The organism is Flavobacterium notoginsengisoli, from assembly GCF_042686225.1.
Lineage (GTDB): Bacteria > Bacteroidota > Bacteroidia > Flavobacteriales > Flavobacteriaceae > Flavobacterium > Flavobacterium notoginsengisoli.
Window position 1 is genome coordinate 68,335 of the sequence record NZ_JBHUOT010000002.1, and the last position, 12,656, is coordinate 80,990.

A 12,656-nucleotide genomic window follows, 5' to 3' on the forward strand; every position below is an offset into this window, starting at 1 on the left:
TTTTTCTTCTTTTTCTGTATATTCGCTTTTTATATGGTGTGATTATGAATGAAGGACATTTCGCTATAAGAGATTGGTCAGATGACGATAAACCTCGCGAAAAATTAATGAAAAAAGGTAAAGATGCTTTGAGTGATGCCGAATTATTGGCGATCTTAATTGGATCTGGAAGCCGAAATGAATCGGCAGTTGCATTAAGTCAAAGAATTTTAGCCAATGCAAAAAATCTAAATGCTTTAGGTAAAATGTCAATTTCTCAATTACTAAAGTTTAAAGGAATAGGTGAAGCAAAAGCAGTTTCAATTGTTGCTGCATTAGAGTTAGGAAGAAGACAGAGAGCTGAGGATGTTTTGACGTTAAAAAGAATAACTTCGAGTAAAGCAGTATTTGAGATAATGCAGCCCATTATCGGCGAACTTCCTCATGAAGAATTTTGGGTGCTTTTTCTTAATAATTCAAACAAGGTGATTTCTAAATCACAATTAAGTAAAGGAGGTATTGCAGGCACAGTTGTAGATATGCGATTGATTTTCAAATTAGCATTAGAAAATGGTGCTACAGGTTTGATTTTGTGTCATAATCATCCCTCGGGAGATTTAAAACCAAGTAATGCAGACAAACAAATCACGAAGAAAATTAAAGAGGCAGGAGAAATTTTAGATGTTAAAGTTTTAGATCATTTGATTATAACTGAATCAAAATATTATAGTTTTGTAGATGAAGGAATTTTTTAACACATGAATACCACAATTACAGACGTCTTTTTTGATTTAGATCACACACTTTGGGATTTTGACAAAAACTCTGCAATGGCTTTTGATCGTATTTTTAAAAGTAAATATCAGGAGATTATTACTGAAGATTTTATTAAGGAATATATTCCAATAAATCAGGAATGCTGGAGGCTTTATCAGAATGATAAAATTACACATCAGGAATTACGTTTTAATCGTTTAAAGTTTTCTTTTGATGCTTTAAATTATGTCATTTCTGAAGAAAATATATTAGCAATTGCGAATGATTATATCGAGTTTCTGACTGATAATAATTATCTTTTTGATGGAGCCATCGAAGTCTTGGAATATCTAAAACCAAAATATAAACTTCATATTATTACAAACGGATTTGCCAGCGTACAGGACAAGAAAATAAATAATGCTTCTTTAGGAAGTTATTTCAATACGATAACAAATTCTGAGTTAGCAGGTGTAAAAAAGCCAAATAGTATTATATTTGATTATGCTTTGAAACTGGCTAATACTTCGAAAGAAAATAGTATTATGATCGGTGACGATTTTGAGGCAGATGTAACCGGCGCTCTAAATGCCGGTTTGGATGCGATTTTTTTTAACGAAAGAAAACTGGATGTTTCCGGTGATTATAAACAAATAAACCATTTATTAGAACTAAAAAAATATTTATAATGATGAAAATTAAATTTTTACTTACTGCAATTTTATGTTCAGTTGTTGGATTTGCGCAGTCTGTTTCTCTTAATGATTACAAAGCAGTAATTATTCCTTTGAAATATGAATTTATGAAAACCGATAATCAATATCGTTTGGCAACTTTAAGTAAACAAAATTTGACCAAAGCTGGCTTTGAAGGTTTTTATTCGAATGAGCAACTTCCTGATGGTTACACAGATCGTTGTCAGGTTTTGTATATGGATGTAGTAAAAGATAATGCTTTTTTGGTAACTAAACTTTTTGTTCAGTTTAAAGATTGCTTTGGGCAGGTGGTTTATACTTCTGAAGTTGGTAGAAGCAAAGAAAAAGATTATGATTTAGCCTATAAAGAATCTCTTGATAATGCTTTTAAATCTGTTTATGCATTGCATTATAAATACAGTGGTAATCCAATAGCAACTACAAGAGTTACATCTTCAGCAAAAGCTCCTGCTGCAGCTGTTGCGGCAACAACAACCGTTGCAGCTACACAAACCGTAGCGGCTGTTCCTTCTCCTGATTTGAAAGATCCAAATTTATTATACGCACAGCCAACAGAATCAGGTTATCAGTTAATTGATAAAACACCAAAAGTAGTAATGAAGCTTCTTAAAACTTCTCAGCCAAATGTTTTTATCGCTATAAAAGATAATGTTCAGGGGTCTTTAATATTAAAAGAAGACGGGCAATGGTATTTTGAATCTTATCAAAATGATAAATTAGTTTCAGAAAAAATTACAGTAAAATTCTAAAACATACAAATACGGGTTAATAACCGTATTTGTCTTTCCAACGGTTCTTTAAAAATTCGCGGTTGCTATTCTCTCTGGAATTGCTTCCCGGATTGTAAAGAACCGTTTCTTTTATGGCATCAGGTAAGAATTCCTGTTCGGCAAAATTATTGGCATAGTCATGAGAATATTTGTATTCATCTCCATAGCCTAATTCTTTCATCAATTTGGTCGGGGCATTGCGCAAATGAATTGGAACGGGCAAATCTCCCGTTTGTTTTACTAATTGCTGTGCATTTCCGATAGCCATATAAGAGGCATTGCTTTTTGGAGATGTGGCAAGATAAATTGCACATTGACTTAGAATTATTCGGCTTTCGGGATATCCTATCGTAGTAACCGCCTGAAAGGTATTATTTGCCATGATAAAAGCGGTCGGATTGGCATTTCCGATATCTTCGCTGGATAAGATTAACATTCTTCGCGCAATAAATTTCACATCTTCGCCTCCTTCAATCATTCTGGCAAGCCAATAAACGGCACCGTTTGGATCACTGCCCCGAATTGATTTTATAAAAGCAGAAACAATATCGTAATGCTGTTCACCGGTTTTGTCATAAAGTACAGTGTTCTGTTGTACTAATTCTAAAACGCGGTCATTGGTAATGGTTATATCATCACCTGACGAAGCATTAATAACAAGCTCAAAAACGTTTAGTAGTTTTCTTCCGTCACCTCCGGAGATACGCAGTAAAGCTTCAGTTTCTTTAAGGTTGATTTTTTTAGTCAGTAAGTAGCTGTCAGTTTTCATTGCTCGTTGCAATAAAGCTTCTAAATCGGCTTTTGTAAAGGCATTTAAAATGTAAACTTGACAACGTGACAATAATGCAGGAATTACTTCAAAACTTGGGTTTTCTGTGGTAGCACCAACCAAAGTTATCCAGCCTTTTTCGACTGCGGCTAAAAGTGAATCTTGTTGAGATTTACTGAATCGGTGAATCTCATCAATAAACAAAATCGGATTTTTGGCAGTAAAGAGCCCACCGCTTTGTTTTGCCTTTTCGATAACATCACGTATATCCTTAACTCCCGAATTGATGGCGCTTAAGATATAAAAAGGACGTTTTGATTCCTGAGCAATAATTTGGGCAAGTGTTGTTTTTCCTGTGCCGGGTGGTCCCCAAAAAATCAATGAAGGGATTATTCCTTTTGAAATTTGCTGAGTTAAAGATCCGGTTGGACCAACCAAATGCTGCTGACTAATATAATCTTCTAAATTTTGCGGACGAATGCGCTCTGCTAACGGTGCTTCCATTTTACAAAATTACTGTTTTTTAATTTTAATTTTTATCTCGGGAAAGTTAAAACCAATGATGCGAAGTACGATTGTTCCAATCCGGGACAAGTTTCGGTCTTTTATTATGACAAATTATCAGTAAAATATTTTTGGATAGTTTTTTGAGTTCTTAAGAATTGTAATTTAGAAAAATATGAGCGATACTAATTTTAAGTTTTCAAATTCGGTTATTGGGCTTCCTTTATTTTTTGTCCTTTTTTTATGGATCATTTATTGGATGCAGATTCGCTTTGATTTTGATTTTTATCAATACGGAATATATCCTCGCGAGATTTTAGGTTTACGAGGGGTTTTGTTCAGTCCTTTTATTCATGAAAATTTAGAGCATTTATATAATAATAGTATTCCGCTTTTAATATTGTTGGCTGCTATTCAGTTTTTTTATCCCAAACAGACATTTGGGGTAATTGTTTACGGAATCTTATTTTCGGGATTAATTACCTGGATGGTCGGACGATCAAATTTTCATATTGGCGCAAGCGGTTTAATTTATGTTTTGGTGAGTTTTATTTTCTTCAAAGGAATTCAAACCCGCTACTATAGGTTAGTTGCTTTATCTTTAACGGTTGTTATACTTTACGGTGGTATGATCTGGTACGTTTTTCCGGATGTAGATCAATCTATTTCCTGGGAAGGGCATTTAGGAGGTTTTATAACGGGTTTTGCTTTTACATTGTTTTATAAAACGCCGGAATATACAAAACCTATTGTATACGATTGGCAACGACCGGATTTTGATCCATCGACTGATTCTTTTATGAAACATTTTGATGAAAATGGAAACTTTGTAAATAGCTCCCCTGATGAAGAAGATATAATGGACTATTTTTCCTCCAGTCATCCGGTCAATTATATTGTGACAAAGAAAACAGATTTGGAAGACGAAATTTAGTTTAATTCGTTTTTGATATTAAATGAGTAAATTTGTTAGTGTAACAATTTAATTCCTAGTGTCATGAATAAAATAAAGTTATGGGCTCTGCTCTTGTGTTTTGTTTTTAGTAATGTGGCTAATGCCCAATGTGAAATTAAAAACAGGATATTGGCAGACGGAAGTATGATGTATTATTTTGAACCGGCAGTGTTTTATACCACTAAATCTAAATCTTTAAAAATTAATATAGTTACAGACAAAGAGCATTATTTTGTGGCATTACAGCCAACACCATTTCCTGATAAGAAAATTGGTAAGAAGATAAAAGATGATTTAATTATTCATCTTGCAGATAAGAATACTTATAAGTTGGCACACTATGATACACAATATAGAAGAAATGATTCAATAATGCAGGTTCTTTATTTAATTGATGATAAAGATTTAAATGCTTTTTCAAATTATGAAGCCGTAAGTGCTCAGATTAATATGGAGGGAACAGAGTTTGTAAGAAGTTATAATTTTAAACTACATAAAAAAGCTATAAGTGAACAGCTTAAATGTTTTTTGAAAGAGGAAGAAAAATAAGTTATTCTTCGTCTTTTATTTCCTGATCATGTCTATTGGCAATTTTTTTCTGAATATTCCTTAGCAGATTGTTGAAGCTAATGGTCAAAGAAGCGGCATTTGTAGTTTGATTACCGTTGGTGCGAGGTAAAAACTCATTGCAATAGGTTAGTTCAACCTGAATGTCATCAGAAAACAAATATCCGGCACCGATGTTAAATCTATTTCGGTCAAAAAAGTTTTCTCCCGTAACCTTTGCCCCGGATTTTAAATATATTTCATCTGAAGTTACTGCATAAATAACACCCTCCCTTAAGATTTTACTGTTTATGGGTTGTATGTATTTTATCTGTTGCCTGTAACGGAAAACATTTTCATAATTGTCATCCTGATTTTTCATGTGGCGAAATTCAGAACGTATTCTTGTGCTTAAAGTATAACCTGTTTTATGAAAATAATAAATTCCCTGAAGCGCGAAGCGCCATTCCGGAGATTCAAATTGCCCAATTTCTGGAACATCTTTATTGCTGTAGTAGGCTACAAAACCGGATAATTTCCATCTGGAGGAATAGTAATAATGTGCCCAGCCTCGCAAAGATCTTTGAATAGTGTTTTCAAATAAGTTTGAAGAAGATTCTGTACTGCTGTAAGCAGTTGCTAAATCTATTTCAGTTGACCATTTTTTACTGAGAGTCTGATTGAACTGAATTTCATTCCAAAATTGGTTATAAGTAGAATTTTGTCCGTAGCTGCTTGTAATGATTAAAATTACAAACAGGCTTCGAACTATTTTTATTTTTTGTATTGGATTAGATTTTGAAAGCATTAATTAAAGTTTTAATTATTCATTCTAATCTTAATTCTCAATGTAATTTAACTTCTTTGTCGGACAGTCTCGTATAAAAATGCACCACAGGCAACGGAAACATTTAAGGATCCTATAGAACCAAACATTGGTAGTTTTGCTTTTTCATCCACGATCTTCAAAACAGACGGATTTATACCACGATCTTCAGATCCCATAATTATGGCGACAGGATCAACTAATGAAACATCGTAAATATTTTGATCTGTTTTTTCAGTAGCTGCCACCGTTTTAATTCCGGAGCCTTGTAAATAGAAAATAGCATCTTTAATATGTTCAACCTTGCAGATTGGCACATTAAATACAGCTCCGGCTGATGTTTTAACAGTATCTCCGTTTACTGGTGCTGAACCTGCTTTTTGAATAATAATTCCATTTACACCTGTACATTCTGCAGTTCTAATAATTGCACCAAAATTTCTGGCATCGGAAATTTGATCTAATATTAGAAATAAAGGTTTTTTACCAGATTCAATAGTTGACTCTACAAGATGTTCCAAATCAATAAAACCAATAGGAGAGATAGTTGCTACAGCACCCTGATGATTATTTGGAGTAAGACGGTTTAATTTTTCTACAGGGACATAAGAGAAGTTAATGTTGGCACGTTTCATTACCTTCATTAAATCTTTCATCAGTTCACCAGAAATCTCTTTCTGAATAAATACTTTATCTACTTCTTTTCCTGCCTGAATTGCTTCTATAATGGCTCTGATGCCAAATATTTGATGTTCTTTTTCCATTGGACAAATATAGGTAATGTTTATATAAAAAAAAACCATCCCAAATTAATGGGATGGTTTAAGTAAAATGCTTTATATAGCTTTTTAGTGTTCGTCTTCAGGGAAACCAGTTCTCTTATACCCTTTTATTTCGTAAATGGTTCCTGGTGTTGGATCATCTGAAAATTGAGCTTTAAACGAGATACCGTCAACTTTGTGTCCTCCAGTAGATGTAGCACCATTCTTAGTGATTTTTCCTTCTGTGATATTTACATTAACATCATAATCATCAACACTGCTCGCTAAGTTATTTCCTGCAAATGATAATGCACTTAAGGTTAGTGGTGCCTTAACTTTAAAATCCCAAACGTTACCGTGGTCATCAATCCAGAATTCTTTTCCATTATTTGCTGCAGTATTGTAAGTTGAAAGAAGTTTATAATCAACTACTACTACTCCGTTAACTAATGTTTGAACGTACCAGTCTCCTGCCATTGCTTCAGTTGATGTTCCTCCTGGATCAGTATCTCCTACCTCGTCACAAGCAACAAATGACATTAGTACAAGCATTGCTACAAGTACACGTGTTATATTTAATTTTAATTTTTTCATTTTAATAATTTTAAAGTTGTACTTGAGTTAATGTTGAAACAAACTTATAATTAGTCGCTGCATCAGCAGCCCAATCAGTTGTTAGTACAAGTGTTTTTGTAGCAGGATCAACAGTTAAGCCTGATATTTTTGCAGATCCTCCAAAGTATGCACACACTGGAATTCCAGGGAAAGTAAACGTATTAGTAGCGATATTACCAGTAATTGTTCCGCCTACAGCAGCAGAAGTTACTCCAATATTTCTTGAAATATCATACCATCCTCCGAAAGCATCAGATACTTCATAACTACCATCTGCATTTTTCCAGATATAAATGTATTTCACATCTACTGAACTTCCTTGAGATGCAGCCATTAAAGTCCCATTTCTTCTCGTTGTAGCAATATAAACACCTTCAATACTTGTAACAAGATCTCCTGTTTTGTAAACAATTACTTTTCTTGTAGTACTTCCTTTAAAACCATCTACGTTAGTAGCACTGTAAGTTTGAGTGTATTGGTCAATTTTACTTGTGTCAAGAGTTTTAGCTCCTCTGTATTTTCCGGCAAAAGATACTTCTACAGGAATTTCAGCACCGTTTTCAGTAGCTACAACACCAGGATCGTTATATGTTGCACCTTGTGCTACAAATAAAGTGGTCTCGCCATTAACTTCAAATACAGGATAGTTTGTAACCTTAGATACTCCGGCACTTGAATCAGCGTCACAAGAAGTAAGTAGTAAACCACTAACTACTACTGTCATCAGTTTTATGAATATATTTTTCATTTTCTTAATTTTAAATTAGTTAACATCCCACCAAACTGGGTCAGTAATTAGTTTTAAAGCAGGTGCATTAGGATTTCTTGTTTTTACACTGTTAGGTAAAACAACTCTTTTTGGGAATAAACTTCCTGTCTGGCTGTTTACAGAAATTCTAAATTGTCCAGGGATGTAAGACTCACTAGTTTGAGGTACTGCAGATATTCTAGGATATCCTGTTCTGTTTTGTTCGAAGAAAGATTCGTATCCGTTTCCAGGGAAACTTGCAACCCATTTTTGCATGATAATTGCCTCAACTTTTTGTTGAACTGTTCCTGTTGTTGGAAATTCATATTTTCCTCCTGTACCTAAAAATGTTGAAGCAGCTCCACCAAATCTTGCCATTGCAACTGTAACACCTTCATCATATTTAGCTTTTGCTCCAGCTCCTCCAAAATATCTTGTAAGTGCTTCAGCTTGTAAGAAGTAGCTCTCTTCTCTGCTAATGAAATAAAATGGGGTAGTAGCGCTTAATGTAACTAAAGATAAGTTAGTAGTACTATTTAAGAAGTCACCTTGATTGTTAGGAACTCCAGCACCATAGTATCTGCCTAAACGTGGATCCGCATTTGTTTGCAAATAAGTATAAAGTGTTTTACTAGCTCTAAGGTTTCCAGTTGTATTTAATTGTCTTCTGTCTGTTTCGTATAATGGATTACTTCTGTCAGCAGCATCTTCAAATTGTGTCATGGCAGCATCTTTTGTATCTAAAAATGCAGCACCTGAATTAATTAAAGTTGTAATTCCTGACTGAGCTAAAGTAGGGTCTACTTCTGTTAATCTCATATATAATTTTAACAATAAAGTATTACCGAATTTTGTCCATTGTGCCATATCACCTCCAAAAAGGAAGTCATCTTTACCTGGATTATCACCTACAGAAGAGTTTAGGTCTTTTGATAAAGCTAATTTTAAATCAGCGATCATTAAATCATAAGTTTCTTTACCTGTATTGAATTTAGGATATAAGATGTTAGTATTATTTGCTTCTGTATATGGAATAGCATCGTATAAATCTGTTAAAACTTGTGAAGCTTCAACTTCAAGAACAGTTGCCATTAAATAATATTTTGTATTACCTTGAGCAAGAGCCTGAGCTTTTACAGTTCTAATATCATTTAATGCATCATACATAGCTGCATAACCTGTTTGATAATCATTAGTTCCAATACTATATTGATCAACATCTTTATATTGATTAGAAGTATTGTTTTGTGTCCAAAATTGAGACCAAAATCCGCCAATTAAAGCGTAGTAAGATCCCTGAGCACCTGCAAGACCTGCAATTCCTGCAGGAAAAATGGTGCTATTTGCTTGCCCCGGAGGTAATAAATCCGGATCTCTATTAATGTCAAATGTTTCATCACATGACACTAACAAGAAAAGAGCTGTTATTATTGTTGCTATCTTTTTCATTTTACTATATATTTTTTTAGAATGATAATTTTAAAACTCCACCTACTGATCTTTGTGATGGGTTAGCTCCAAATTCTCCTAAATCTGAAAGTACACCAGTTCCGTAAGTTCCTACCTCAGGATCAACATATGGGTTATCTCCAGGAGTCCACATAAACAAGTTTCTTGCGTAGATTCCTAATGTGATTTTGTTTAATCCCATGTTTTTACTAAGTGCAGAAGGGAAATCGTAGTTTAAATTTACCTCTCTTAGACGTACAAATGTTTTGTCGATTACGTGATTTTTTTCGTATCCGGTATTAGTTTGAGTATTGTAATAGTTGTTTATGTTCTCATAAGAAACAGGAGTAGTGTTTTCTACATAAGTTACACTTCCATCATTTGCAACAACTTCGTTAACAGAGTTTGGTACAATAAACGGAGCTCTGTCGTTGTAAGTAGTTTCAATACCATTTCCTACGAAATGAGCTAATCTTTTTGTGTAAGAATACATCTCTCCACCTTGTTTCCAGTCTAAAGATATACCTAAATTAAAGTTTTTGTATTTAAAACTGTTTTGTAAACCCATTACGAAATCACGTTGAGAGTTTCCAACATTTTCAGCTTCAGTACTAGCTACGTTAACACCGTTTGCAGCACTTACAATTGGTTGACCGGCAGCATTAGTTTTTGGTACTAATGAGTAGTACGATCCAATTGGTTGGCCTTTTACAGCTCTAAAGAATACGTTATATCCTGCAGCTAAGTCAACATAAGGAAGTCCACCGTTGATTTCAGTTACCTCATTCCAGTTTTTAGTGAAAGTGTAAGTTAAATTCCAAGTAAAGTCTTGGTTTTTAATCGGACTTGCACTAAGAGAAAGCTCAATACCTTTATTTTGGATTGTTGCAGCATTGATAGTCTTTTGTGTATAACCAGTAGATGGATCTAACGGCAAGTTAACAATTGCGTCTTTAGTTGTTTTGTGGTAAACAGCAACATCATAACTGATTCTGTTTTTGAAGAATGATCCTTCAGCACCAAGTTCATATTCAACTGTAGATTCTGGTTTTAAATCAGGGTTTCCAAGTCTACCATTAGCTTCGTAAAAACTAACTCCTCCAACTGGAGATGCAATGATACCAAAATTAGCAGCAGCAGATCCAGGAATGTAAGAATTTAATGTTTTGTAAGGATCTGTGTCATTTGCAATTTTAGATGCAGCAGCTCTTAATTTTAAGAAAGTGTCTCCATTGTCGATTGCAATTGCACCTAAAGATGCTGATGGGTAGAAATAACTATTGTTTCCAATTGGTAATGTAGATGTAACATCTTGTCTACCTGTAATAGTAGCGAAATATCTGTTTTTGAAAGCAAACTCTGCAGATGCATAAACCGCTCCAGTTTTTCTAACACTATTAGATTGAGTAATTGTAGGTCTAACAGCAGAGTTAGAAAGTTCATAATATCCAGGGATACCTAAGTTGGTAATTGTGTTGAATAGTTCGTCAGACTCTCTTTTGTTAAAGTTAACACCTCCTAAAAGGTTTAATGTCCAGTCTTCACTTAAGTTAGTGTTGTAGTTAAGATTGAAGAATGTATCAAATTCTGAGAATTCAGATCTTCCTTCTGTAACTCCACCTACTGTCAAACTTCCTGCTGCAGCTTGTGGGCTTCCTGGTAAATAATCAACAATAGCTCCGTAACTTTTGAATCTTTCAGTTCTAACGTTACCTCCAATCTGCCATGTAGCAGTTAATTTGTCTGTAATTTTGTAGCTTAAGTTAGCATTTCCAAAAACGTTACTTCCATAAATTCTTGTACTATTCTCATTTATTGAGAAATATGGATTTGTAGCATATGGAGTAAAGTAGTAAGAAGGAGAGTTGAAAGGATTGTTTTTGTAATCTTTCAAGTCTACGATACTTACGTCTGTAGGGATTTGTAATAAATCTTGTTGTAATGTAGAACCTTGTCCTGCATCATCACCCTGACCAGTGTTAACAACACTTTGGTCTTTGTAGATATAGTTTATAGAGGTTCTTAAAGTAAATCTTTTGCCTTTTAGCCCTCCATTGAAACCAATAGATTGTTTTTTGTATGCATCAACATCTGTTGGTACAACACCATCACTGTTTACATTAGAAAAGACTAAAGAGAAATCAGATGTATCTCCACCACCACTTAAGTTAACAGATTGTGTAGACATTACTCCAGTGTTGTAGAAATCTCTAACATTGTTTTTTAAAGCTACATAAGGCTTAATTTGTTGACTGTTGTTGTAAACAGATCCCCAAGGTCTAACCTCTCCATTGAATGCAGGTCCCCAAGAACCATTTTCATTACTGTAAGAATTAGCTCCTGAGTAACTTACTCCATTCCATCCTTGTCCAAATTGAGTTTGGTTGTGCGGAACTCTTGCTACTTCGCTTAACTCAGTAGAAGCTAACATATCAACTTTAATTCCGCTGTTTGCTTTACCTTTTTTAGTTGTAATGATAATTACACCACCACCAGCTCTTGATCCATACAATGCAGAAGCAGCAGCACCTTTAAGAACTGTCATGCTTTCAATATTGTTAGGGTCAAGATCACTTACACCGTTTCCAGCATCATATGATCTTGTAGAAACTGCAACTCCTTTATTTCCAGTACCTGTTGGGGTATTGTTAATTGGTGTTCCGTCAATTACATAAAGTGGTCCGTTGTTTCCTGTAATTGTGTTCAATCCACGGATAACAACTTTTGTAGAAGCTCCTGGCTGAGATGGAGCAGTGATATCAACCCCTGCAATTTTACCAGAAAGTGTTTCGAATGGGTTAGCATTAACTACTTGTGTAAGCGCGTCTGATTTTAAAGTTGTAGTTGCGTATCCAAGAGACTTTTTCTCTCTTTTGATACCAAAAGCAGTTACAACTACGCCTTCAAGTTCCTGAGCTCCTGCATCCGCCATTTTAACGTTTACAGTAGAAGAACTTGCAGCTACTTCCTGAGTTTTCATCCCAATGTAGCTAAATACCAAAATTTGGCTTGGTGATACTTTGATCGAAAATTTACCATCAAAGTCAGTTTGTGTTCCTGTTTTAGTTCCTTTTACTAATACACTAACACCCGGTAAAGGCATTCCTGCATTATCAGAAACTGTCCCAGAAACAGCTCTTTCTTGCGCAAATGATAATTGCGCAACTAGTACTAGTAAAAGTACTAAGAATCCATTGAACTTTAGTTTCATTTTTAAATATTTTGAATTAGTATCGCAAAACTCTTAATAATTTGTTAACTT

The 12,656-nt window shown here is 34.4% G+C and carries 12 protein-coding genes; 5 read left to right on the forward strand and 7 right to left on the reverse strand.

Features of this window, described 5'->3' with window-relative positions:
- Positions 1-44 precede the first annotated feature (44 nt).
- The 3 genes from radC to ACFS3A_RS05500 are packed head-to-tail and all read left to right on the forward strand — an operon-like array spanning position 45 to position 2,200.
- The gene (radC, locus tag ACFS3A_RS05490) at positions 45-734 is read left to right on the forward strand and encodes a RadC family protein (protein WP_379824443.1); all 690 of its coding nucleotides are present in this window, start codon (positions 45-47) and stop codon (positions 732-734) included.
- 3 nt (positions 735-737) lie between these two features.
- Positions 738-1,424, forward strand: coding sequence for a YjjG family noncanonical pyrimidine nucleotidase (locus tag ACFS3A_RS05495; RefSeq protein WP_379824444.1), 687 nt, complete (start codon positions 738-740; stop codon positions 1,422-1,424).
- 2 nt (positions 1,425-1,426) lie between these two features.
- Positions 1,427-2,200: a hypothetical protein gene (locus ACFS3A_RS05500; protein ID WP_379824850.1), complete on the forward strand. Its 774-nt coding sequence runs from the start codon at positions 1,427-1,429 to the stop codon at positions 2,198-2,200.
- A gap of 16 nt (positions 2,201-2,216) precedes the next feature.
- On the opposite strand, the gene ACFS3A_RS05505 is transcribed toward ACFS3A_RS05500, so the two are convergent.
- A complete protein-coding gene (locus ACFS3A_RS05505; RefSeq protein WP_379824445.1) occupies positions 2,217-3,494 on the reverse strand; it encodes a replication-associated recombination protein A in 1,278 nt (425 codons plus the stop codon).
- A 175-nt stretch (positions 3,495-3,669) separates the two neighbouring features.
- Here ACFS3A_RS05505 and ACFS3A_RS05510 point away from each other — a divergent pair, with 175 nt between their 5' ends.
- A complete protein-coding gene (locus tag ACFS3A_RS05510; RefSeq protein WP_379824446.1) occupies positions 3,670-4,428 on the forward strand; it encodes a rhomboid family intramembrane serine protease in 759 nt (252 codons plus the stop codon).
- Between the two features lie 63 nt (positions 4,429-4,491).
- On the forward strand, positions 4,492-4,998 hold the full coding sequence (locus ACFS3A_RS05515) for a hypothetical protein (RefSeq protein ID WP_379824447.1): 507 nt from the start codon (positions 4,492-4,494) through the stop codon (positions 4,996-4,998).
- Between the two features lies 1 nt (position 4,999).
- Here ACFS3A_RS05515 and ACFS3A_RS05520 read toward each other — a convergent pair whose 3' ends face one another.
- From ACFS3A_RS05520 to ACFS3A_RS05545, 6 genes are all read right to left on the reverse strand, one after another.
- Entirely contained in the window at positions 5,000-5,803 is an 804-nt protein-coding gene (locus ACFS3A_RS05520; protein WP_379824448.1) for a DUF2490 domain-containing protein, read from the reverse strand.
- Positions 5,804-5,850: 47 nt separating this feature from the next.
- Positions 5,851-6,585 (reverse strand): 23S rRNA (guanosine(2251)-2'-O)-methyltransferase RlmB, encoded by a 735-nt coding sequence (gene rlmB, locus ACFS3A_RS05525; protein WP_379824449.1) that lies wholly within the window; start codon positions 6,583-6,585, stop codon positions 5,851-5,853.
- A gap of 84 nt (positions 6,586-6,669) precedes the next feature.
- Positions 6,670-7,134 carry a lipid-binding protein gene (locus ACFS3A_RS05530; protein ID WP_379824450.1) on the reverse strand — a complete coding sequence of 155 codons (465 nt, stop codon included), beginning with the start codon at positions 7,132-7,134 and terminating at the stop codon, positions 6,670-6,672.
- A 52-nt stretch (positions 7,135-7,186) separates the two neighbouring features.
- Positions 7,187-7,945: an immunoglobulin-like domain-containing protein gene (locus tag ACFS3A_RS05535; protein ID WP_379824451.1), complete on the reverse strand. Its 759-nt coding sequence runs from the start codon at positions 7,943-7,945 to the stop codon at positions 7,187-7,189.
- A gap of 15 nt (positions 7,946-7,960) precedes the next feature.
- Complete coding sequence (locus ACFS3A_RS05540) at positions 7,961-9,394, reverse strand: SusD/RagB family nutrient-binding outer membrane lipoprotein (RefSeq protein WP_379824452.1); 1,434 nt, start codon at positions 9,392-9,394, stop codon at positions 7,961-7,963.
- 16 nt (positions 9,395-9,410) lie between these two features.
- On the reverse strand, positions 9,411-12,605 hold the full coding sequence (locus ACFS3A_RS05545; protein WP_379824453.1) for a SusC/RagA family TonB-linked outer membrane protein: 3,195 nt from the start codon (positions 12,603-12,605) through the stop codon (positions 9,411-9,413).
- Positions 12,606-12,656 lie beyond the last annotated feature (51 nt).